The sequence below is a fragment of the Amycolatopsis sp. CA-128772 genome (genome assembly GCF_002904295.1).
Lineage (GTDB): Bacteria > Actinomycetota > Actinomycetes > Mycobacteriales > Pseudonocardiaceae > Amycolatopsis.
Window position 1 is genome coordinate 140,782 of record NZ_PPHG01000029.1, and the last position, 22,854, is coordinate 163,635.

Here is a 22,854-nt window from a genome sequence, read left to right on the forward strand (position 1 = left end):
CAATGTGGCGTTCGGTGCGTCAGACGCACCGAACGCCACATTGGGGCGCATGAACCGGGGGTTACGCCCGACCGGCGGTGCAGAGCTCGGGAGTGGCGGCGGTGGGACGGGCGCGGCGCCCGAGGACCAGGCCGCCCAGCGCCACCGCCGCGATCAGAAAGCCCGCGCTCACCCCGTACGCCAGCCGGAACCCGGCCGCCAAGGCTTCACGGTGGCCCAAGGGGCTCAGGCTTTCCGTGCGGGACGCGGCCGCCGCGGCCAGCACCGCCGTCCCGACCGCCGCGCCCACCTGCTGGGTCGTGTTGATCAGCCCCGACGCCACTCCCGCGTCCGCGGCCGGGACGTCCGCCATCGCCAGGCCCATCAGCGCGGGGATGGCCGCGCCGGCGCCGAGGCCCATCAGCAGCAGCGGGGGCAGGACGTCGGCGAAGTACGAGCCCGACACCCGGGTGAGCAGCAGCAGCCCCACGATCACCAGGCCGAGCCCCGTGAGCAGCACCGCACGCGGCCCGAACCGCGTCGCGAGCCGGTCCGCGAAGCCCAGCGACGCCACCGCGATCACCACCGGTACCGGCAGGAACGCGACGCCCGTGCCCAGCGCGTCCAGGCCCAGCACCTGCTGCAGGTACAACGCCGTGACGAACTGGAAGCCCAGCATCCCGGCCACCATCAGCACCATCACGACGTTGGCGCCGGCCACCGCGCGGATCCGGAACAGCCGCAACGGCAACAGCGGCGTACGCGCCTTCGCCTGCCGCACCGCGAACGCCGCGAGCAGGACGACGGCTGCGACGAGCGCGCCCCACGCGGACGACGAAATGCCGTACACGCCCAGCATCACCGCGGCGGTGACCAGGATCGCGCCGAACACGTCGAGGCCCGCCCGCAGACCGGTCCCGCGGTCCGGCGAGACCACCCGGACGGCCATCAGCAGGGCCACCACACCGATCGGCAGGTTGACGTAGAACGTCCAGTGCCAGTTCAGCGCCTGGGTCAGCGCGCCGCCCGCGATGAGCCCGATCGACGCGCCCGCCGCCTGCGTGAAGCTGTACACGCCGATCGCCTTCGCCCGGGCGCCCGGCTCCGGGTACATCGTGACGATCATGCCCAGCACCACGGCCGACGCCGGCGCGCCGCCCACGCCCTGGACGAACCGCGAGACGACGAGCACGCCCGCGCTTTCCGAGAGCCCGGCCACCAGGGACGCGAGGGTGAACAGGCCCAGCCCGCCCAGGAAGACGCGGCGGCGACCGAGCAGGTCGCCGAGCCTCCCGGAGAGCAGCAGCAGGCCGCCGAAGGCGACCAGGTACGCGGTCACGACCCAGGCGAGCCCGGCGGCCGTGAAGCCGAGGTCGGCCTGGATGGCGGGCAGGGCCACCGCGACGATGCTGCTGTCCAGTACGACCATCAGCGAGGCGGCGCACAGCACCGCCAGCGCGAGGCCGCGGGAGCGGGTGGGGTGGTTCTCGGCCACGTTGTTGTCGAATGGCACAGCAGGCCCCTCCGGTCGAGAGTTCCCCTGGTCATCGCCAGGGCACTTCTTGTAACAGTGCCCATCATGTGTGACCATTGGTGCCCGCGTAAGGAGGCACTTCCATGTCCCAGGGGAACATCGGTGTACCTGTCCAGGTCACCGAGATCGACCCGGAGAAACTCGACGTCTGCACGGTGCTGGAGGTCATCAACCGGATCAGCGGCAAGTGGGCGATCGGCATCCTGCTGGAGGCCATCCGCGGGCCGGTGCGGTTCACCGAGCTGGAACGCGCGGTCGAGGGGATCAGCCGCCGAATGCTGACGCTGACCCTGCGCAACCTCGAGCGCGACGGCCTCCTGGTCCGCACGATCTACCCGACCGTTCCGCCGCGCGTGGAATACGAGGCCACGGCGATGGCGAAGGAGCTCTACCAGTCGCTGAACGGCCTGCTCGGCTGGGCCGAGCGGCACCGCGACGACATCGCCGCCGCCCGCGTCACCTACGACGCGGCCGGCTGAAACGTGGAACGGGCCGCGGTGCGAAGTCGGGGGACTCGCACCGCGGCCCGCGGTGGCTCGTGCTCAGCGGGGGCAGTGAGCACGAACGTTCAGGGGGTCACCTCGCCGGCGCTTCCTCGGGCTCGGGCTGCTGCTCTTCGTCGATCAGCGTGGCCTCGTCGAACGGCGCGTTCCCGGCGAACACCCGTTCCGCCTGCTCCCGGTCGAACTCCTTGGTCCAGTTTCCGATGAGGACGGTCGCGACGGCGTTGCCGGCGAAGTTCGTCAGCGCGCGCGCTTCCGACATGAACCGGTCGATGCCGAGGATGAACCCGACGCCGTTGACCAGTTCCGGCCGGTGCGACTGCAGGCCGCTGGCCAGGGTGGCGATGCCGGAGCCGCTGACGCCGGCCGCACCCTTCGACGCGATGATCATGAACACCAGCAGGCCGATCTGCGAGCCGATCGACAGCGGTTCGTCCTGGGCCGCGGCGATGAACAGCGTCGCCATGGTCAGGTAGATCGCCGTGCCGTCCAGGTTGAACGAATACCCGGTGGGCACGGTGATGCCGACGACCGACTTGCCGACCCCCAGGTGCTCCATCTTCGCGATCAGCCGCGGCAGCGCCGATTCCGACGACGACGTCGACAGGATCAGCAGGAACTCGCGGCCGAGGTAGCGCAGCAGGTGCCAGATGTTGACGCGGGCGCCGAGCCACAGCACCAGGCCGAGGACGACGAACACGAACACCAGGCAGGTCGCGTAGAAACCGATCATGATCACGGCGAGGCTCTTCAGTGCCGCCCAGCCGGTCGCGCCGACCACGGCGGCGATCGCGCCGAACGCACCGATCGGGGCGGCCCACATGATCATCGCGAGGATCCGGAACACCAGCCGCTGGATGTGCTCTACGCCGCGCAGGATCGGGGCGCCCTTCGGGCCCAGCTTCTGCAGCGCGAAGCCGACGAGCAGCGCGACGAGCAGCGTCTGCAGGACCTGGCCCTCGGTGAAGGCGGACACGAGCGTCTTCGGGATGATGTGGAGCAGGAAGTCGACCGGGCCGTCGGCGCCGGTGGCGGACTTCTGGACGCTCTTCACGTCGGCGGGGTTGAGGTGCAGCCCCTCGCCCGGGTGCAGCAGGTTGCCGACGACCAGGCCGATGGCGAGCGCGAACGTCGACATCACGATGAAGTAGACCAGCGCCATGATGCCGACCTTGCCGACCTTGGCCGCCTTGGCGACCGAGCCGACACCGATCACGATGGTGCAGAAGATGATCGGCGAGATCATCATCTTGATCAGGTTGACGAACCCGTCGCCGAGCGGCTTGAGGCCCTTGGCGAAACCGGGGAAGAGAAAGCCCACCAGGATCCCGAGCAGGACCGCGACGATCACGGCCAGGTACAGGTAGTGGGTTTTGTCGCGGCGGCGCGGCGCCGCGTCGGGGGTCGGTGTAGGCACCGTTGCCTCCAGCTAGGGGTGTCCAGGTTGCGGCACACTGTAGGCGCAGTTCGGTGATCCGGCTCACTTGTGTTCATTGAGTTCGTGTGATGATCGCACCGTCCCGTTCGGACACCGGCGCGCGCGTGTGCTGGTATGAGGAGGTGCCCCCGACGTTGCGGTCCCGCTGGAGCCTGGCCCGCCAGCTGCTCGTGCTGCAGCTCGCGGTGCTCTGCGTGCTGGCCGGCGCCGGGGTCGCGTTCGCCTACCTCGACGCCCGGCGGGCGGTGGACGAGAACGCGCGCGACCAGGTCCGCGCGGTCGCGGCGACGGTCTCCGACTCGCCGGCCGTCGCGGCCGCCGTGACGACGCCGGACCCGAGCGCGACGCTGCAGCCGTTCGCCCTGCGCGTGCAGGCCCACACCCACGTCGACTTCATCACGATCATGAACCCGGCCGGGATCCGCTACACCCACCCGAACCCGGCCCTGATCGGGCAGCACTACATCGGCACCATCGACCAGGCCCAGCGGGGCGGGGAGCTCACCGAGACCTACACCGGCTCGCTCGGCCCGTCGGTGCGCACGGTCGTGCCGGTGTTCGACGCCGGCCACCGGGTGGTCGCGCTGGTCGCGGTCGGCATCACCGTCGCGGCGATCTCGGCCGAGCTGCGCGAACGGCTGTGGCCGCTGTTCGGCGTCGCCGCCGCGGTGCTGCTGGTCGGGGCGCTGGGCGGCTGGCTGATCAGCGCCCGGCTGCGGCGCCAGACCCGGGGCATCGCACCGGACGAGCTGAGCAACCTGTTCGAGTACCACGAGGCCGTGCTGCATTCGGTGCGCGAAGGCGTGTTGCTCGTCGGCCGCGACGGGCGGATCGGCCTCTGCAACGACGGCGCCCGCGCCTTACTCGGGCTCGGCATCGACCCGGTCGGGCGCGACCTGGCTTCGCTGGGTCTGCCGGACGGGCTCGCAAAAGCGTTCAGCTCGGCGGAAAACCGGGCCGAGGAGCTGCACCTGACGGACTCGCGCGTGCTGCTGGTCAGCACGTCCGCCGTCCGCTCGGGCGGCCGCGCGCAGGGCACCGTCGTCGTGCTGCGCGACCACACCGAACTGCAGACGCTCACCGGGGAGCTGACCACCGCCCGCGGGCTCGCGGAAGCGTTGCGGTCGCAGGCGCACGAGGCCGCGAACCGGCTGCACACGGTGGTTTCCCTGGTGGAGATCGGCCAACCCGAGCAGGCCGTCGAGTTCGCGACCGCCGAACTCGCGCTGGCGCAGGAGCTGACCGACCGGGTCGTCGGTGCCGTCGCCGAGCCGGTGCTGGCCGCGCTGCTGCTGGGCAAGGCCGCCGAGGCGAGCGAACGCGGGGTCGAGCTGACCGTCACCCCGGACACCGTGATCGACGACGTCTCGCTCGGCATCGAGGCCCGCGACCTGGTGACGATCCTCGGCAACCTGATCGACAACGGCCTCGACGCGGCCGTCCGCGGCGGCGGCAGGCCGTCGGTCGTCGTCACCGCCCGCACCGGCGACGACGGGCTCCTGCTGCGCGTCGCGGACACCGGACCCGGCGTGCCGGAGGGCGCGGACGTGTTCCGCCGCGGCTGGTCGACGAAGGCGGAGGACGGCCACGGCCTCGGCCTGGCCCTGGTCGGCCAGGCGGTGCGCCGCTACGGCGGCACGGTCGACGTCGGCCGGGACGGCGGCGCGGTGTTCACCGTGCGGCTCCCGCGGCAGGAGGCCGGCCGGTGATCCGGGTACTGGTGGTGGAGGACGAGCCGGTGGCCGCCGAGGCGCACCGCGTCTACGTGGAACGCCTTCCGGGCTTCTCCGTGGCGGGAGTGGTCCATTCCGGCGGGGACGCCCTGCGGTTCTGCGAACGCGAGCCGGTCGACCTGGTGCTGCTCGACTTCTACCTGCCGGACACGCACGGCCTGGCGGTCTGCCGCTCGCTGCGCGCGGCGGGCCTCCCGATCGACGTCATCGCGGTGACGTCGGCCCGCGACCTCGGCCTGGTCAAGGCGGCGGTGTCGGTCGGCGTGGTGCAGTACCTGCTCAAGCCGTTCACGTTCGCCACCCTGCGCGAAAAGCTGGAGCGTTACGCGGAATTCCGCGACGCCTCGGGCGAGGTGACCGGCCAGGCGGAGATCGACCGCGCGCTGGGCGCCCTGCGCACGACCGAGCAGCCGCCGCTGCCCAAGGGGATGAGCGTCCAGACCCTGGAGGCGATCACGGACGCGCTTTCCGGTGCGGTGGAGGGCCTTTCCGCGGGCGCGGCGGCCAGTGCGATCGGCGCGTCCCGCGTGACCGCGCGGCGGTACCTGGAGTACCTGGCCGACAACGGGATGGCCCAGCGCGAGCCGCGTTACGGGCAGGTGGGCCGGCCGGAGGTGTGGTACCGGCTGGCCCGCGTATAACGACCTATACCTTCGCGTCTGCGACTTCCGGCGGTTCCGGCGGCGCTTCCCGTGCGGTAGACCGGGAAGATCACCGACCAGGGGAGTGCCGCCATGCGGAAGTGGGCCGGGTTCGTCGCAGCGCTGGTGGCCGGTCTCGGGGTCGCCGCGCCGGCTCACGCCGCCGAGCCGGCGGCCGCTGTCACCGAGGTGCAGGTGACCGGGCCGGTCGCGCAGCGGTTCACCCTCGTCGTCCTCGGGGACGGCTACACCGCCGCCGAACGGCCCAAGTTCCTCGCCGACGTCGAGCGGCACGTGAGCACCCTGTGGTCGCTCGAGCCGTTCAAGTCCTACCGCAGCTACTTCAACGTCTACGCCGTCTCGATCGCCTCGCCCGAGTCCGGTGTGGACTGTGACCCGGCGCTCGACGCGCCGCGCCGGGACACCCCGCTGAACATGGGTTTCTGGGGCGGCTGCAACCCGCAGAGCGTGCAGCGGCTGCTGACCGTCGACGACGCGGCCGCGCAGCGGTACGCCGGCCTGGTGCACGGAACGACGGCGGCCAACCGGCAGATCCTGGCCCTGGGCAACAGCACCACCTACGGCGGCGCGGGTGGCGCGTACGCGACGGCGTCGGGCGGCAACGCGCTGTCGGCGCTCATCTCGCCGCACGAGCTGGGGCACTCGCTCGGCGGTCTCGACGACGAGTACGACTACTACGCCCGCGCGGTTCCCGGTGGCGCCTACCAGGGCGGCGAACCGGCGTCGATCCACCACACCCTGCTGACCGAGGCGCAGATGCGTGCGCAGCACGCGAAGTGGTGGCGCTGGCTGGGGGAGCCGAGCGAGTCCGGCGGCACCGTCGGCCGCTTCGAGGGCGGGCTGTACAGCCAGACCGGCGTGTGGCGGCCCAGTGCGCATTCGATGATGAAGACCCTCGGCTACGCCTTCGACCAGGTCGGCCGCGAGCGGATGACGCAGCGGATCTCGGCGAAGGTCCCGCTCATCGGCGGCGGCACGCCGGCCGGGACGATCGGCGCCGACCGGGTCGTGTGGTTGCGGGCGATGCACCCGGTCGGCCACCGGCTCGACGTCCGGTGGACGCTCGACGGCGTCGCGCTGCCCGGCCGGGAGGCGGTCGACCTGCGCCAGGTGCGCGTGAAGCCCGGACGCCACACGTTGACGGCGAAGGTGACCGACCCGACGCCGTTCGTCCGCGACCCGGCGGTCCGGCCGGCGGCGACCCGCACGTGGACCGTCGACACCGCGGTGGTCACCCCGCCCGCGAGCGGGCCGGCGGTGGCGGCGGCGACGCCGGTTTTGCGGCCGGTCGGCGGCCGTGACGTCGTGTACGTCGAAACCGGGGAGCCGACGGGCTCGATCCCTGGGGTTTCCTGGGCGCTCGACGGCCGGTTCGCCGGCACCGGCGCCGACTTCGCCCTCGGGGAGACGACCGGCACGCACACGCTCACCGCGACGACCGGCGGCACCACGCTGACCTGGACGGTCGACGCGGACGGCCCGACGACCGCGGTGGAACTGCCCCCGGCGACCGGCAACGTCTTCCACGGCTCGTTCACCATGCGCCTGACCCCCTCCGACGGCCGCCCGGAGTTCCGCGTCGACGGCGACGGCTGGCACAAGTACTACGGCTGGCCGACCGACCCGGCGGCCCCGTACGTGTTCACCCCGCGCGGCACCGACATCGACGGCCTGGCGTACGGAAACCTGGGCTCGGGCGGGCTGACGGTGTCGCCGTTCGCCGAGCGGACCCCGGGCTACGGCACCCACCGCATCGAATACCGCTCGCTCGACGCGGCCGGAAACGTCGGCCCGACGCGTTCGGTCACGGTGACGCTACAGCCGTAGCGGGCGGGAAGCCGGATGACGGTGGACGGCGGCTTCCGGGCCCGGCTGCCGGACCGGCATTGCCGGGTGAACCGAAAATCGTCTCCCGGGATCAGCGTGGCCGGCCCGGCACCCCCGGCCGCGTCTGCCACGGATGCGGCCCGTCCAGCGGCCGGTACTCCACGCCGAGGGCGTCCAGGCGCGGCAGGTGGTGCTCGCGCAACCGGGGGAGGAACTCCGCGTAGTCCCGCGGTCCGCTGCTCCACGCCACCTCGGCGAACGCCGACAACCGCGGGAACGCCATGTAGTCCACGCGCCGGACGCTGTCCAGGTGCTCGCTCCACACCTGCGCCTGCACCCCGCGCAGGCGTGCGCCGGTCAGTGCCGGCTCGTAGGCGTACACGTCCTCCAGGGTGTGGATCCAGCCGACCGGGATCGGCTCTTCGGGGTGCGAAGATTGCCGGTGGTCCAGGTACACGTGCTGCTCCGGGCACATCACCACGTCGTGCCCGGCCGCTGCCGCCCGCAGGCCCGCTTCCTCGTGCTGCCAGGCGGCGACGACCATCGGCGGGAGGCCGTCGACGTCCAGAACCTCGTCCCAGCCCATCGGGGCCCGGCCGCGGGCCACCAGGTGCTCGGCCAACTGCCGGACGAATGCGCGGTGCTCGCCGGTCGCGCCCGGTGTCTCGTCGCCGCCCAGCGCGATCACCGGCGAGGGGAAAATCTCCAGCAGGTGGTCGAACACCCGCCGGAAGAAGTCCAAAGTGGACGGCGACGGCGAGAGCAGCGAAGTGCTGATCCCCCAGGAGGTCCAAATTTCGTAGGACGACGACGTCCCCAGCGAAGGGTAGGCGGCCAGCGCGGCTCGCGCGTGGCCGGGGATGTCGATCTCCGGCACGACCGTGATCGCCCGCGAAGCGGCGTAGGCGACGATCTCCCGGAGGTCGTCACTCGTGTAGTACCCGCCATGCGGACGGCCGTCCTGCGCGCCCCCGCTGCCCACCATCGACGACGGCCGCCAGCCGCCCACGGACGTCAAAAGGGGAAACGCCGGCACTTCGAAGCGCCAGCCCTGGTCGTCGGTGAGGTGCAGGTTCAGCACGTTCAGCTTGTGCGCGGCCAGCAGGTCGACGAACCGCAGCACCTCGGCCTTGGTCCGGAAGTGCCGGGCGACGTCGAGCAGGCAGCCACGCCAGCCGAACCGCGGGTGGTCCTCCACGACCCCGCAGGGCAACGACGACGGCGCGAAGCCGGCGACCCGGAACGCGGCCGGGCCCGCCAGCTGCCGCAGCGTCTCCCGCCCGTAGACCTCCCCGGCCGCGTCGCCGCAGTAAATCGCCACACCGGACGGGGCGATCTCGAGCCGGTAGCCCTCGGGCGGCAGGTCGGCGGACCGGACGTCCACAGAGGACGGCCACGGGCACGACCCTTCGGCGGGGGTCACCGAAACCGGGCGGGGGAGCAGGGTGTCGAAAGCCATGTCAGCCCTTCACGGCGCCGGCCATGCCGGACACCAGCCGTCGTTGGACCAGGACGAAGAACACGAGCACCGGGATGGTCATCAGGGTCGAGGACGCCATCACTGCGCCCCAGTCGGTGTCCTCCGGCTTGAAGAACACCAGGATCGCCTGCGGCAGCGTCTGGTTCTCGGTCTTGGAGATGATGAACGTCTTGGCGAACAGGAAGTCGTTCCAGGCGTGGATGAACGCGAGCACGCTCACGGCCACCAGCCCGGGTGCCACCAGTGGGAACAGGATCTGCCAGGTGAACCGCATCCGCGAAGCGCCGTCGAGCTTCGCGGCCTCTTCGAGCTCCACCGGCACCGCGGCCACGAACCCGCGCAGCATCCAGATCGCGAACGGCAGGCTGAACGCCAAGTGCACCAGCACCAGCGAACCCAGCTCGTTCAGCCCGAACGCCGGCACCACGCCGCCGATCTGGCGCATCAGGAAGAACAGCGGGATGGTCAGCGCCTCGACCGGGACCATCTGCGCGACCAGCGTCATCACCAGCAGCACCGTGCGCCCGCGGAAACGGAACCGCGTCAACGCCACCGCCGAGAGGAACGACAGCAGCAGCGACAACGCCACGACGACCAGGGCGACGATCAGGCTGTTGACGAAGAACCGCCCGAAGCCCGACACCGTGAGCACGCGCGAGAAGCTGTCGAACGACGGGCTGAGCGTCCCCGGCTTCGGGTTCGCCGACTGGATTTCGCCGGCCGGCTTCACCGCCGAGAGCAGCATCCAGTACAGCGGGAACGCGATCAGCCCGGCGAGCACGACGGTGACGACTTCGGCGATCAGGCGCCCCGGACGCTTCACAGCCATGCCGCGCTCCGGCGTTGCGTCCGGACGTACAGCCCGGTGACCGAAAGCAGCAACAGCGTCATCACGACTCCGATCGCCGAGCCGAGGCCGTATTCCTGCCCGGCGAAGGCCTGCTGGTAGGCGTAGACGTTGAGGACGAGGTTGCGCCCGGCCACACCGCCGCCGTTGGTCATCACGTAGATCTGGGTGAACACCTTGAAGTCCCAGATGATCGACTGCACGGTGGCGATCATCAGCAGCGGCCGCACCATCGGCAGCACGATCGTCCACGTCGTCCGCCACGCCGACGCGCCGTCGAGCGACGCCGCTTCGAGCACCTCGTCCGGCACGCCCTTGATCCCGGCGTACATCGTGACCAGCACGAACGGGAAGGAGCACCAGATCACCTCGGCGGCGACCAAGCCGAACGCACCGAGCGTGCCGAAGGTCCACGAGTGGTGCTCGAACGGCAGCCCGAGCCCGGTCAGCACCTCGTTGACCAGGCCGAAGTCGGTGTCGAAGAGGAACAGCCAGACGTAGGAACCGGCGATGGCCGGCGTCGACCACGCGCCCAGCGCGGCCAGGAACAGCAGCGTCCGGGGCAGCGATCGCACCCGCGAAGCCAGCACCGCGAGCCCGGTGCCGACGATCAGCGAGCCGGCCACGCAGGCCGCGGCGAACCCGACCGTCTTGCCCAGCACGGTCCAGAACTGCGCCTGGGACAACAGGTCGGCGTAGTTCGCGAAGCCGAGGAAGACCAGCGGCGCGTTGCCCGCGGCCTGCGGCTGGCCGTAGTCGTAGAACGAGATCAGGACCAGCTGGTAGATCGGGTAGGCCAGCAGCGCGGCGAGCAGGATGCCCGCCGGAGCCAGGTAGCGCGCGGCGGCCCCGCCGTCCCCCTTCCGCCGCGGCCGCCGCGCGGGGGCCGTGACGGAAGGGGTCTCTTGGATCGTCACCACTAGCCGAAGGCCTTGTTCATCGCCGCGGCCGCGTCGGCCAGGGCCGCCGCCGGGTCCTTCCCGCCGGTGGCGACCTGCTGCACGGCCGTCGGCAGCACGTTCTGGCTGTCGATCTTCGACCACGCGGGCGTCGCCGGGACGAATTTCGTGCCGGACTTCAGCGTGTCGACGAACGGCTTGAGGAACGGGTCGTTCGCGGCGAGCTTCTGCTGCACGCTGCTCAGCGTGGGCAGGTTGCCCATCGCGGTGTACATCTTCTCCTGGTACTTCGCGCCGCCGAGCAGCTCGACGAACTCCAGCGCCAGGCTGCGGTGCTTGCTCGCCTGGAAGACGCCCAGCAGGTTGCCGCCGGCGAACGCGGGCGCGATGCTCCCCGCAGTGGTGCCCGGGATCGGCACGACGGCGTACTTGCCCTTCACCGCGCCCTGTTCGACGGCCTTGCGGTTGAAGTCGCCGCCGATCGTCATCCCGGCCTTGCCGCCGGCGAACGCCGTGACGCTCTGCGTGCCGGTCAGGTTCGCGCACTGTGCGGGCGGGCAGACGTCGTCCTTGAGCAGGCTCGCGTACTGCGTCACGCCGGCCTTGGCCTTGTCTTCGGTGACGGCCGACGTCCACTTGCCGCCGTCGTCCTTCGCCAGCTCACCGCCGTTGGCCCAGAGGAACGGCAGCATCGCGTAGGTGTACTTGCCGCCGACGGAGATGCCGTAGAGGTCCGGCTTGGCGGCCCGGATCCGGCGGGCGGTGTCGGTCAGCTCGGCGAGCGTCGCCGGCGGCTTCAGGCCCAGCTCGGTGAAGACGTCCGTGCGGTAGTACAGCGCGCGGATGCCGGTGTACCAGGGCAGGCCGTAGGTCTTGCCGCCGGACTTGGCGGTGTCCAGCACGGTCGGGATCAGGTCCTGGCCCGCCGGCCACGCCGCCAGGTCGCCGGTCAGGTCGGCGAGCGCCCCGGTCGCGGCGTAGCTGGAGACGTCGGTGTTGCCGAACTCGGCGACGTCGGGGGCGTTGGCGGGGTCGTTGAAGGCGCCGGAGAACTTGTCGGCGCGGCCTTCGACCGGCACCCACTGGACGTCGACCTCGACGCCGGAGTGAGCCGCCTTGAACTCGGTGATCGCCTCCTTGACCGCGGCTTCCTTCGGCGCGCGGTTGGCTTCGTCGAACAGCCAGACGCGGACGGTGCCGGTCTTGTCGTCCCCGCCGCCGCCCGCGGGCGCGGACTGGGTGGGCGCGCAGCCGGCCAGCAGGGCCAGGCCGGCGACGACGGGCAGGGTGCGGCGCAGTCTCATGGTGAACCTCACGAAGCGAAGTAGACGGAGTTGACGCTGCCGACGGACAGGCTCCCGGCGACCGCGCCGGGCAGGCCGGTGGCCGGATCGCGCGGCAGCCAGGTGACGGTGCCGGAACGCTGGTTCGAGACGTAGAACCAGTTCTCGCTCGGGTCGAGGGCGACGTGCCGCGGCCAGTTCCCGCCGGTCGGCACGGTGGACACCAGCTTCAGCGTGGCGCCGGAAACGGTGAATGTGGCCAGCGTGTTCGGGCCACGGACGGTGGTGTAGGCGAACTTCCCGTCCTTCGACAGGGTGATTTCGCCCGGGTACAGCTCGCCGGTGCTGCCGGCGGGCACGGCCGGGACGACGGAGAGCGCTTTCAACGTCCCGGTGGCAGCGTCCCAGCTCGCCACCGTCACCTCCGGCCGCAGTTCCTGCAGGACGTAGGCGAACTTGCCGGTGCGGTCGAACGCGAGGTGCCGCGGCCCGGCCCCCGACGGCAGCTTGAGCTGCTGGTGCAGCGAAAGCTTCCCGGTGGCGACGTCGAGGGAGTAGACGTACACCGAGTCGGCGCCGAGGTCCACCGACAGCACCCAGCGGCCGGTCGGGTCGTTGACGACCTGGTGCGCGTGCGCCTGCCCGGTGTCGGCGTGGTGGGTCATCAGGTCGGTGGCCGCGCCGAGCTTGCCGCCCGCCTGGATCGGCAGCACGACGACGCTGCCCGAGCTGTAGTTCGCGGCCAGCACGTACTTCTGGCTCGAATGCACGCTCAGGTGCGTCGGCGCGCCGCCCTTCGACGAAACCTTGTTGAGCAACTTCGGTTTCGCGGGGTCGGCGAGGTTCAGTGCCGAGACGTACCCGTTCGGGTCACCTTCGTTGGTGACGTACAGCGTCTTGCCGTCGGCGCTGCGGTCGAACCACGACGTGTCGGTGATGCCGGGCACCGTGCGGACGGGGTTCAGCGCGGCGCCGGACCGGGTCGTGACGTCGAGCCCGTGCCCGTTCGCCCCGCTGGTGTAACTGCCGATGTACACGGTTCCTCCGGCGAAGCAGCCTTTCGGCGTGGTGGCGGCCGACGCGAGCTGACTGCCGAGCACGGTGGCAGCGCTCGCGCCGGCCGCGGCGCCGAGGAACGTACGACGGGTGAGTCCGGTCATCGTCTTTGTCTCCCAACGGGTTTCGGCGGTGACAGGACCCAGTATGGTCTAGACCACGGCCATGAGCAATGCCGAAGCCCCGAAACCCGAAAGGGAAAGCACGGTTTCCAGCGCGGTCCAGGACTTCAGCGTCTGCGGCACGGTGAGGTTGAAGTACCGCGAAACGATCCAGAAGCCGCCGTCGTTGACGTGCGAGGCGATGATCGAGCCGGCCGAAATCGCCATCACCAGCAGCGCCAGCTGGATCTGCGAATAGCCGAGCTGCGCCACGGTCGGGGCGATGATCCCGCTCGTGGTCACGATGGCGACGGTCGCCGAGCCCTGCGCGATCCGCATGCCGCAGCTGATCACGTACGCCGCCAGCAGCACCGGCAGCCCGGCGTCGTGCAGCGAGTCGGCCACGGCCTTGCCGATCCCGGTGGCCGAGAGCACCGCGCCGAAGAACGCGCCCGCGCCGACGACCAGCAGGATCATCGCCACCGGCCGCAGCGACTTCGCGGCCAGCTCGTTGAGGTCCTTGCCGGTGAACCCGCGCCGCAGCCCGAGCAGCCAGGACGCCAGCAGCACGGCGACGGTCAGCGCGACGGCCGGGGTGCCGATGAACGCGGCGACGCCGGCGAGCGCCGAGCCCTTCGGCAGCCAGATGCTGCCGAACGTGCCGGCCAGAATCAGCACCAGCGGCACCGCGATGATCGCCGCGACCAGCCCCAGCGACGGCGGGTTCTCTTCGCGCTCGCCGTCTTCCTCGGCGAAGACCATGTCCTCGGGCACGTCGACCACGATCCGCTTGCCGATCCACGTCGAGTAGAGCACGCCGCCGATCAGGAACGCGGGGATGCCGCAGGCCAGGCCCATCAGGATGATCCAGCCGAGCTCGACGTGCAGCAGCCCGGCCGCGGTCACCGGACCGGGGTGCGGCGGCAGGAAGGCGTGCGTGATCGACAGACCGGCCAGCAGCGGCATCGCGTACAGCACCAGCGACTTGCCGCCCTGCTTCGCGGCGACGTAGACCAGCGGCGCCAGCACGAAGATGCCGATGTCGAAGAACACCGGGATGCCGAAGACGAACCCGGCGACGCCCATGGCCAGCGGCGCCCGCTTCTCGCCGAACGACCGCAGCAGCGCGCCGGTCAGCACCTTCGCGCCACCCGAGCGTTCCAGGATCGACCCGAGGATCGTGCCCAGCCCGATGATCGCCGTGATGTGCCCCAGGATGCTGCCGAACCCCTTCTCCAGCAGTGAGTCCGACGCCTTCTGGGCGCTGCCGACGATGGTGCCGACCGGCAGGCCCGCGGCCAGCGCCGTCAGCAGGCCGACGACGATCAGCGCGATGAAGGGTTCCAGCTTGAGCTTGATGATCAGCACCAGCAGGACGGCGATCGAGACGGCGGCGAGCGTGAGCAGCCCGCCCGTGGTGTGTTGCAGCCAGTGGATCATCGAGCTCTCCGGGGGTTGCGCAGGGAGTGTCCGGCGAGGGCGCCGGTGGGACTTCCGTCGTCGAGGGCGGTGACGCCGTTGACGAAGACGTGGGTGATCCCGGCGGCGGCCTGCCGGGGATCGTCGAAGGTGGCGGTGTCGGTGATCGTTTCGGGGTCGAACAGCACGAGGTCGGCGGCGTACCCGGCGCGGACCAGCCCGCGGTCGGTCAGCCGCAGCCGCCGCGCGGCCCGCCCGGTCAGGTGGGCGACGCACTCGGCGAGGTCCAGCACGCCCAGCTCGCGGACGTACCGGGCCAGGTAGCGGGGGAACGTGCCCCACGCGCGCGGGTGCGGCCGGGCCCCGACGAGCAGCCCGTCGCTGCCGCCGGTGTGCGTGGCGTGCCGCATGATGGCCTGGACGTTCTCCTCGTGCCCGACGTGCATCAGGCACGACGTCCCGAGCCGTTCGCCGAGCAGGGTGTCGAAGTACAGCTGGGCCGGGGCCACCCCGGCTTTCGCGGCCGACGCGGCGACGCTGTGCCCGACCAGGTGCGCGTTGCCCTCGGTGCGGACGCCGTTGATTTCGATGGCGTCCCAGTCGACCGGGACGCCGTGGGCGCCGTCCGAGCCGGTCTCCTCGATCTCGGTGCGGATCCGCTCGCGTTCGTCCACATCGGACAGCCGGGCCAGTGTCGCGTCGAGCCCGCCTTCGGTGGCCCAGCTCGGCAGCAGCGCCGAGAGGTAGGTGGCGCCCGGCAGGTACGGGTAGGTGTCCAGCGAGATGTCGCAGCCCTCGTCGAGGGCGTCGTCCAGGAGCTTCAGCAGGTCGGGCGCCTTGCCCTTGTTGACCGAAAAGTTCATCGTCGCGTGGGCCAGGTGCAGCGGGCAGCCGGACCGGCGCGACACGTCGATCATCTCGGCGAACGCCTCCAGCGCGCCCCTGCCGTAGCTGCGGTGGTGCGGGCTGTAGAACCCGCCCAGCTCGCCGACGACCCGGCACAGCTCGACCAGTTCGCTCGTCTCCGCGTACATCCCCGGCGTGTAGGTCAGGCCGGACGACATCCCCATCGCGCCCTCGGCCAGGCCGGTGGCGACGAGCTCCTTCATCCGGGCCAGCTCGGCGCCGGTGGCGGGCCGGTCCTCCCAGCCGACGGCCAGCATCCGGACCGTCCCCTGCGGCACCAGGTAGGCGGCGTTGACCGCGATGCCCCGGTCGAGGCGGTCGAGGTACTCGCCGACCGACCGCCAGTTCCAGTCGAACCCCGGCGGGTCGTCGTTCCAGCCGGCCAGCTGCTGGCGCAGCGCTTCGAGCACGACGTCGTCGACGGGCGCGTACGACAGCCCGTCCTGGCCGAGGACCTCGGTCGTCACGCCCTGGGTGATCTTGGCCGGGTGCTCCGGGTTGGCCAGCAGCTGCAGGTCGGAGTGCGAGTGCATGTCGATGAACCCGGGCGCGAGCACCAGGCCGCCGGCGTCGATGGTGCGGCCACCGGTGAGCGAGCCCGGGTCGGCGACCTCCGCGATCTTCCCGCCGGCGAGGCCGACGTCGTGGCGGGCGAGCGGGTCGCCGGTGCCGTCGGCGACCAGCGCGTTCCGGACGACGACGTCCATCAGAACCACGTCCGGACGTAGTCGACGACGGTTTCGCCGTCGGCCGCGGTCACCGGCAGCAGCGGCCACTTGTCGAACACCGTGCACGGGTGGGACAGGCCGAGCCCGATCCAGTCGCCGACCTCGACCGGCGATCCCGGCGGCAGGGCGAGGAAGGCGTGCTGGTCGTTCAGCTTCGTGACGACGTGGTCGCCGAGGGGTTCGGCGGGGCCGCCCGGCGTCCGGCGCAGCTGCGGCTCGGGCATGCCTTCGTCGAAGGACGCGTCCCGCTTGCCGATGGTGAGCAGCGCGAGCTCGTCCGACGGCTTCGACGTCACCTGTGCCCACGCCCGCAGCGCCGGCCGGAAAGAGTCGACGCCGTCGATGCGCGGGTGGTCGCCCAGCGGGGAGATTTCGCGGTAGAAGCCGTCGTCGTGGGTCAGGTAGGCGCCGCTGCGCAGCACCGGCAGCACGTCGAGGCCGTCCGGCCACGGCTTGGTCAGCTCGTTCGCGACCTGGTCGAAGTACGCGCTGCCGCCGGCGGTGACGATGATCTGCCCGTCGAGCAGTCCCTTGTCCGCGAACGAGATCGCGAGGTCGCGCAGGCCGTCCACATAGGAGCTGATCTTGTGCAGCGCGGCTTCGTCGGTGCCGTGGGACAGCGCGCCCTCGTAGCCGCCGGTGCCGCGCAGCCGCAGTACCGGGCTCGCCTGGACCGCCTCGGCGATCGCGAGCGCGGTCCCGGTGTCGCGGACGCCGGTCCGGCCGCCGTCGGCACCCAGCTCGACCAGGACGTCCACCGGGCGCTGGGCGCCTTCGAGGGCCGCGGTCATCAGCTCGACACCGCGGACGGAGTCGACCCAGCAGAGGAACTCGAAGTCCGGGTCCGCCGCCAGTTCGGCGGCCAGCCAGCGGAGGCCGGCCGGGTCGAGCAGCTGGTTGGCCAGCAGGATCCGGGACACCCCGAAGGCGCGGTAGATCCGCAGGTGACCGGCGTTCGCGCAGGTCACGCCCCACGCGCCGTGCTCGATCTGGCGCGCGAACAGCTGCGGCGCCATGGTGGTCTTGCCGTGCGGGGCGAGCGCGACGCCGCGCGCGGCGCACCACGCGGCCATGGTCCGCAGGTTGTGTTCGAGCGCTTCTTCGTCGAGCACGACGAAGGGGGCGAAGAACCCGTCGGTGAACAGGTTCAGCCGGCGGTCCGCGGCTTCTTCGAGCGTGAGCCCGGCCAGCGCGGGGGCGGCCGAGCGGAAGCGCCAGTCGATCCGCTCCCGGCGGAGGGCATCGAGCGCGGCGGTGTTCATCGTGCATGCGTTCATCGGCGGCGACCTCTGTTGCATATAGTGCAACGACTGTTGCGCATTTTGAGTGCCATAGGTGTAGCATCCGGGTCGCCACAGGTCAACGGGGTGAAGGGCAGGGAGACGGAAAGTGACGAGCGGGCCCGAGGTGTTGTGTGTGGGCGAGACGATGGCGCTGTTCGTGCCCGCCGAACCCGGCCCGCCGGACGAGGTGAAGCACTGGGTGCGCACCATCGGCGGCGCCGAGTCGAACGTGGCCTGCAACCTGCCGACGCTGGGGATCCGCAGCGGCTGGGTGAGCGCGGTCGGCGACGACCCGTTCGGCCGGGCGATGCTGCGCGAGGTCGCGTCCCACGGCGTCGACGTCAGCGCGTGCTCCGTCGACCCGCTGCGCCCGACCGGGCTCTACGTCAAGGAAAGCGGCGCCGGCGGCAGTCCCGTGCGCTACTACCGGGCGGGCTCGGCCGCGTCCGGGATGGGGCCCGAGCTGCTCGACCGGCTCGACCTCGACGGCGTCCGCGTGCTGCACCTGTCGGGGATCACGCCCGCGCTGTCGGACAGCTGCCTCGCGCTGGTGCGCGCGCTCCTGGAGCAGCCCCGGGGCGACCGGCTGATCTCCTTCGACGTCAACCTGCGGCCCGCGCTCTGGCTGGGCCGCGACCCCGGCCTGCTCGCCGAACTGGCCGGCCAGGCCGACATCGTGCTGACCGGCGACGACGAGGCCGAACGGGTGTGGGGGACCGGTGACCCGGACCGGCTGCGGGCGCTGCTGCCGCGGCCGCGCACCCTGGTCGTCAAGCACGGCGAACGCGGCGCGACGCTGGTCGAGGGCGAACCGCTGTTCGCGCCCGCGTTGCGGGTCGACGTCGTCGAGCCGGTCGGCGCCGGCGACGCGTTCGCCGCCGGCTTCCTCGCCGCGACCCTGCGCGGTGCGACCCCGCTGGAGCGGCTGCGGCAGGGGCACCTCCAGGCCGCCGTCACCCTGCTGACCCACGACGACGTCGGGGTGCCGCTGCCGCCGGAGGTCGTGGATACCCTGCTGCACGCGGACCCGGACGAGTGGCGTTCGGTCCGGCTGACCGGCGAAGGGGTGGTGCGCACGTGAGCCAGAGCCTGGACCGCGCGTTGACGCTGCTGAACTCGATCGCGCAGGACGCGCGCACGCTCGACGACCTCGCCGACGAGATCGGCGTGCACAAGTCGACCGTGCTGCGGCTGCTGCGCACCCTCGAACAGCACCACTTCGTCCGCCGCGAAGGCGCGCGGCACTACCGGCTGGGCAGCGCCATGTTCGACCTCGCCAACCAGGCCCTGGACTCCTTCGACGTCCGGCGCAGCGCGCAGCCCGCCCTCGCCGGCCTCAACGCGCGCACCGGGCACACCGTGCACCTGGCCAGCTACGAGGACGGCGAAGTCGTCTACATCGACAAGTTCGAAGGCCGGCACTCGGTGCGGATGTACTCCCGCATCGGCAAACGCGCGCCGCTGCACTGCACGGCGGTGGGAAAGGTGCTGGTCGCGGCGATGCCTCTCGCCCGCCGGGAGGAGATCGCGCGGTCGATCGAGTACCCGGTCCGGACGCCGAACACGATCACCACGCCCGCGGATTACCTGGCGGAGCTGGAGCGCGTGGACCGGCTCGGGTACGCCGTCGACAACGCCGAGCACGAGGATTTCATCCACTGCATCGCGGCGCCGGTGCGAGGGACCGGCGGCGAGGTGCTGGCCGCCGCGTCGATGTCGGTGCCGAAGGTGCTGCTCGACTACGACGGCCTGCTGGCGCTGGTGCCCGAACTGCGGGCCGCCACCAGGGAAGCTTCCGTCCACAGTGGATGGACGGAGAACGGAAAGGGGCACTGATGAGCAAGACGGCAGTTTCCACCGAGAACGCGCCGAAGCCGCCGGCGAAGTTCTCCCAGGCCGTCCGCAAGGGGAACCTGCTGCAGGTCGCCGGCCAGGTCGCCTTCGACCCGGCCACGAACGAGGTCGTGGGCGACGACGTCGTGGGCCAGACCCGGCAGACGTTCAAGAACATCGAGGCCGTGCTGGCGGAGGCGGGCGCGAGCCTCGCCGACGCGATCATGGTCCGGGTGTACCTGACCGACACGGCCCACTTCGCGCCGTTCAACGAGGTGTACAACGAGCTGATCGGCGACGCCCCGCACGCGGCCCGCACGACGGTGTACGTCGGCCTGCCGGGCGAGCTGCTCGTCGAGATCGACGTGCTCTGCGTACTGGACTGAGCCTTCGGTGGGCCGGGGTTTCCCCGGCCCACCGGTTCAGCCGAGGACGCTCGTGTAGCCGTTCAGGGCCGGCTGCCCACCGAGGTGCGCGTAGAGGACGTTCGAATCGCGCGGGATTTCGCCCTTCGTGACGAGGTCGATGAGCCCGGCCATCGACTTGCCCTCGTACACCGGGTCGGTGATCATCCCTTCCAGCCGGGCGCAGGTCTCGATCGCGTCCACAGTGGACTTGTCCGGGATGCCGTAGATCCCGGCGTGGTAGCGGTCGTCGAGTTCGACCTCGGGGATCTCCCCGGCGCCGATCAGTTCGGCGGTGTTGCGCGCGATGCGCGTGACCTGCTCGCGGGTTTCTCCGGGCTTGGCCGAGGCGTCGATGCCGAGGATGCGCCGCTTCCGGCCGAGTGCCGTCCCGGCGACCATCCCGCCCTGCGTGCTGCCGGTGACCGAGCAGACGACCACGGCGTCGAAGAAGACGCCGAGTTCCGCTTCCTGTCGTTCCAGCTCGACGATCCAGTTCGCGAAGCCGAGGCCGCCGAGCCGGTGGTCCGAGGCACCGGCCGGGATGGCGTACGGCTTCCCGCCCTGCGCTTCGACCTCGGCGATCGCGTTCTCCCACGCCTCCTTGAAGCCGATGCCGAAGCCGGCCTCGACCAGCCGGACGTCCGCGCCGAGGATCCGCGACAGCTGGATGTTGCCGACCTTGTCGTAGAGCGGGTCGTGCCAGTCGACCCAGCTTTCCTGCACCAGCACGGCCTTCAGCCCGGCGCGCGCCGCGGCCGCGGCGACCTGGCGGGTGTGGTTGGACTGGACGCCGCCGATCGACACGAGCGTGTCGGCGCCCTGGGCGAGCGCGTCGGCGACGAGGTACTCCAGCTTGCGGGTCTTGTTGCCGCCGTAGGCCAGGCCCGAGTTCACGTCCTCGCGCTTGGCCCAGACCCTCGCGCCGCCCAGGTGCTCGGTGAGGCGTTCGAGCGGGTGCACCGGCGACGGCCCGAACAGCAGCGGGTAGCGGGGGAAGTCGGCGAGGGTCATCGGTCCTCCAGCAGATCGGTCCAGATGGTCGAGATGACGGAGACGGCCGTTTCGGCGTCCCGCCGCTCGAGCGCGTCGATGAGCATCGTGTGGCGCTCGACGGAGTTCCAGGCCAGCGTCGAGCTGAACCGGGCGTGTTCGAGACGGCGCAGGAGCGGCGTGTAGCGGTCGAGGGTCGCGGCCACCGCCGCGTTGCCCGCCAGGCGGACCGGCACGTCGTGCAGCTCGTCGTCGGCCTGCACGGCGGCCGCGACGTCCCGGGCTTCGATGGCGGCGGCGAAGCGGTCGTTGGCCGCGCGCATCGCGGCGATGTCGGCGGGACGGCACCTCGCGGCGGCCCGGCGGACGGCGAACTCGTGCAGCAGGCGGACGATCTCGCGGGCGTCCAGGACGTCGGGGGACATCACGTCGGAGACCCGCGTGTAGCTCTGCGGCTTGGAGTCGACCAGGCCGTCGTCGGCCAGGCGCAGCAGGGCCTGCCGGACCGGGGCCTTGGACAGGCCGAGCTGGTCCGCCAGGTCGGCGTCCCGGAGGGGGGCGCCCGGGGGCAGCGTGCCGTCCACGATCGCGTGGCGGATGCGTTCGTAGGCCTCGTCGCGCAGCAGCGGACGGGTGACCTTTGAGAGACTCACATGTAACATGTTAGTTGCTCGAAGGCTCGCCCGGCAACAACCGGACGAGTGAAAGGTCAGTAGACGGGACCGGTGTACTTCTCGCCGGGGCCCTGCCCGGGCTCGTCGGGTACGGCCGAAGCTTCCCGGAAGGCCTTCTGCAGCGACTGCAGGCCGTCGCGCAACGGGCCGGCGTGCAGGCCCAGGTACTCCGCGGACGCCGTCACCAGGCCGGCGAGCGCGGTGATCAGGCGGCGGGCTTCGTCGAGGTCGCGGTGCGGGGACGTCTCGGGGTCGGCATCGGCGAGGCCCAGGCGTTCGGCGCCGGCCGACAGCAGCATCACCGCCGCGCGGCTGATCACCTCCACGCTCGGGATGTCCTCGAGGTCGCGGGAGGAATACGGGGGCTGTTCGGAGGGTTGATCTGACACGTCTGGTACCCTTCCACGAGCGACCAGCCCCCGAGCGATCGGGGGCGGCAAGTGGAGCCCCGCTCCCACCCGCGTCACCGTACAGGCGGCCGGGTCCGGTCTCGCCCGGGCGTGCAGCCCAGGGTGAAGTGCCCGGCTTCGCGGCCGGGTGCGATCGGAAACAGAGTGGGCCCCGCGCACCGAACGGTGTCGGGGCCTTCGCTATGTGGGCACCAGGTCGAAACGAGAGCAGGAAACATTCCTCGGACCAAGGAGGCCCCATCAGCTCCGAGACACGCATCAACGACCGTATCCGGGTGCCGGAAGTCCGCCTCGTCGGACCCGCCGGCGAACAGGTCGGCATCGTCCGGATCGAGGATGCGCTGCGCCTGGCGCAGGAGAACGACCTCGACCTCGTCGAGGTCGCGCCGCAGGCCCGCCCGCCGGTGTGCAAGCTCATGGACTTCGGCAAGTTCAAGTACGAGAGCGCGCAGAAGGCCCGCGAGTCACGGCGCAACCAGCAGCTGACCGTCATCAAGGAACAGAAGCTGCGCCCCAAGATCGACCAGCACGACTACGAGACCAAGAAGGGTCACGTGTCGCGCTTCCTGGCGGCGGGCAACAAGGTCAAGGTCACGATCATGTTCCGCGGCCGCGAGCAGTCCCGGCCGGAGCTCGGCTACCGGCTGCTGCAGAAGCTCGCCGAAGACGTCACGGAGCTCGGCTTCGTCGAGTCGTCGGCCAAGCAGGACGGTCGCAACATGATCATGGTGCTGGCCCCGCACAAGAACGTGAAGCCGAAGGCGAAGGCCGAGGCGGCCCCCGAGCCGACCCCCGACGCGTAGGCGCCGACCAGCACGAGTCAGCGGCTCACCGGTTCCTCCGGTGAGCCGCCGCACGAAAG

21 protein-coding genes are annotated in these 22,854 nt (G+C 71.2%); 8 read left to right on the forward strand and 13 right to left on the reverse strand.

What is annotated here, in order from left to right; all coding sequences use genetic code 11:
* Positions 1-61 precede the first annotated feature (61 nt).
* On the reverse strand, positions 62-1,474 hold the full coding sequence (locus C2L59_RS14625; RefSeq protein WP_103350078.1) for a DHA2 family efflux MFS transporter permease subunit: 1,413 nt from the start codon (positions 1,472-1,474) through the stop codon (positions 62-64).
* Between the two features lie 122 nt (positions 1,475-1,596).
* On the opposite strand from C2L59_RS14625, the gene C2L59_RS14630 reads away from it, so the two are divergent.
* A complete protein-coding gene (locus C2L59_RS14630) occupies positions 1,597-1,992 on the forward strand; it encodes a helix-turn-helix domain-containing protein (RefSeq protein ID WP_103350046.1) in 396 nt (131 codons plus the stop codon).
* Positions 1,993-2,089: 97 nt separating this feature from the next.
* On the opposite strand, the gene C2L59_RS14635 is transcribed toward C2L59_RS14630, so the two are convergent.
* Positions 2,090-3,433, reverse strand: coding sequence for a cation:dicarboxylate symporter family transporter (locus C2L59_RS14635; protein WP_103350047.1), 1,344 nt, complete (start codon positions 3,431-3,433; stop codon positions 2,090-2,092).
* Positions 3,434-3,522: 89 nt separating this feature from the next.
* Here C2L59_RS14635 and C2L59_RS14640 point away from each other — a divergent pair, with 89 nt between their 5' ends.
* From C2L59_RS14640 to C2L59_RS14650, 3 genes are all read left to right on the forward strand, one after another.
* The gene (locus C2L59_RS14640) at positions 3,523-5,163 is read left to right on the forward strand and encodes a sensor histidine kinase (RefSeq protein WP_233223498.1); all 1,641 of its coding nucleotides are present in this window, start codon (positions 3,523-3,525) and stop codon (positions 5,161-5,163) included.
* Complete coding sequence (locus C2L59_RS14645; RefSeq protein WP_103350048.1) at positions 5,160-5,828, forward strand: response regulator; 669 nt, start codon at positions 5,160-5,162, stop codon at positions 5,826-5,828. Before C2L59_RS14640 ends, C2L59_RS14645 begins: the two co-directional genes overlap by 4 nt.
* A gap of 93 nt (positions 5,829-5,921) precedes the next feature.
* Positions 5,922-7,676 carry a M64 family metallopeptidase gene (locus C2L59_RS14650; RefSeq protein ID WP_103350049.1) on the forward strand — a complete coding sequence of 585 codons (1,755 nt, stop codon included), beginning with the start codon at positions 5,922-5,924 and terminating at the stop codon, positions 7,674-7,676.
* Between the two features lie 91 nt (positions 7,677-7,767).
* Here the strand turns inward: C2L59_RS14650 and C2L59_RS14655 are convergent, their stop codons facing one another.
* The 8 genes from C2L59_RS14655 to C2L59_RS14690 are packed head-to-tail and all read right to left on the reverse strand — an operon-like array spanning position 7,768 to position 17,672.
* On the reverse strand, positions 7,768-9,135 hold the full coding sequence (locus C2L59_RS14655; protein ID WP_103350050.1) for a beta-N-acetylhexosaminidase: 1,368 nt from the start codon (positions 9,133-9,135) through the stop codon (positions 7,768-7,770).
* 1 nt (position 9,136) lies between these two features.
* Positions 9,137-9,985, reverse strand: a complete 849-nt coding sequence (locus tag C2L59_RS14660) for a carbohydrate ABC transporter permease (protein WP_103350051.1) — start codon at positions 9,983-9,985, stop codon at positions 9,137-9,139.
* Positions 9,976-10,923: a carbohydrate ABC transporter permease gene (locus tag C2L59_RS14665; RefSeq protein WP_103350052.1), complete on the reverse strand. Its 948-nt coding sequence runs from the start codon at positions 10,921-10,923 to the stop codon at positions 9,976-9,978. Before C2L59_RS14665 ends, C2L59_RS14660 begins: the two co-directional genes overlap by 10 nt.
* Positions 10,923-12,206 (reverse strand): extracellular solute-binding protein, encoded by a 1,284-nt coding sequence (locus C2L59_RS14670; protein WP_103350053.1) that lies wholly within the window; start codon positions 12,204-12,206, stop codon positions 10,923-10,925. Before C2L59_RS14670 ends, C2L59_RS14665 begins: the two co-directional genes overlap by 1 nt.
* Positions 12,207-12,214: 8 nt before the next feature.
* Positions 12,215-13,345: a lactonase family protein gene (locus C2L59_RS14675; RefSeq protein WP_103350054.1), complete on the reverse strand. Its 1,131-nt coding sequence runs from the start codon at positions 13,343-13,345 to the stop codon at positions 12,215-12,217.
* 48 nt (positions 13,346-13,393) lie between these two features.
* Positions 13,394-14,782, reverse strand: coding sequence for a GntP family permease (locus tag C2L59_RS14680; RefSeq protein WP_103350055.1), 1,389 nt, complete (start codon positions 14,780-14,782; stop codon positions 13,394-13,396).
* Positions 14,779-16,374 (reverse strand): amidohydrolase family protein, encoded by a 1,596-nt coding sequence (locus C2L59_RS14685; protein WP_103350056.1) that lies wholly within the window; start codon positions 16,372-16,374, stop codon positions 14,779-14,781. Before C2L59_RS14685 ends, C2L59_RS14680 begins: the two co-directional genes overlap by 4 nt.
* Positions 16,374-17,672: an amino acid deaminase gene (locus C2L59_RS14690; protein ID WP_103350057.1), complete on the reverse strand. Its 1,299-nt coding sequence runs from the start codon at positions 17,670-17,672 to the stop codon at positions 16,374-16,376. Before C2L59_RS14690 ends, C2L59_RS14685 begins: the two co-directional genes overlap by 1 nt.
* 151 nt (positions 17,673-17,823) lie before the next feature.
* On the opposite strand from C2L59_RS14690, the gene C2L59_RS14695 reads away from it, so the two are divergent.
* The 3 genes from C2L59_RS14695 to C2L59_RS14705 are packed head-to-tail and all read left to right on the forward strand — an operon-like array spanning position 17,824 to position 19,897.
* On the forward strand, positions 17,824-18,759 hold the full coding sequence (locus C2L59_RS14695; RefSeq protein WP_233223502.1) for a sugar kinase: 936 nt from the start codon (positions 17,824-17,826) through the stop codon (positions 18,757-18,759).
* A complete protein-coding gene (locus C2L59_RS14700) occupies positions 18,756-19,514 on the forward strand; it encodes an IclR family transcriptional regulator (protein WP_103350059.1) in 759 nt (252 codons plus the stop codon). The genes C2L59_RS14695 and C2L59_RS14700 overlap by 4 nt, the downstream gene beginning before the upstream one ends.
* A complete protein-coding gene (locus tag C2L59_RS14705) occupies positions 19,514-19,897 on the forward strand; it encodes a RidA family protein (protein WP_103350060.1) in 384 nt (127 codons plus the stop codon). Before C2L59_RS14700 ends, C2L59_RS14705 begins: the two co-directional genes overlap by 1 nt.
* Before the next feature lie 36 nt (positions 19,898-19,933).
* Here C2L59_RS14705 and C2L59_RS14710 read toward each other — a convergent pair whose 3' ends face one another.
* From C2L59_RS14710 to C2L59_RS14720, 3 genes are read right to left on the reverse strand one after another with little or no spacing between them, the layout of a single operon-like run.
* Entirely contained in the window at positions 19,934-20,929 is a 996-nt protein-coding gene (locus C2L59_RS14710; protein ID WP_103350061.1) for a 1-aminocyclopropane-1-carboxylate deaminase, read from the reverse strand.
* The gene (locus C2L59_RS14715; protein WP_370444742.1) at positions 20,926-21,561 is read right to left on the reverse strand and encodes a GntR family transcriptional regulator; all 636 of its coding nucleotides are present in this window, start codon (positions 21,559-21,561) and stop codon (positions 20,926-20,928) included. Before C2L59_RS14715 ends, C2L59_RS14710 begins: the two co-directional genes overlap by 4 nt.
* A 56-nt stretch (positions 21,562-21,617) precedes the next feature.
* Positions 21,618-21,971 (reverse strand): DUF1844 domain-containing protein, encoded by a 354-nt coding sequence (locus tag C2L59_RS14720; protein ID WP_199199075.1) that lies wholly within the window; start codon positions 21,969-21,971, stop codon positions 21,618-21,620.
* 203 nt (positions 21,972-22,174) lie between these two features.
* Here C2L59_RS14720 and infC point away from each other — a divergent pair, with 203 nt between their 5' ends.
* Entirely contained in the window at positions 22,175-22,795 is a 621-nt protein-coding gene (gene infC, locus C2L59_RS14725) for a translation initiation factor IF-3 (RefSeq protein ID WP_103350063.1), read from the forward strand.
* Positions 22,796-22,854: the final 59 nt, after the last annotated feature.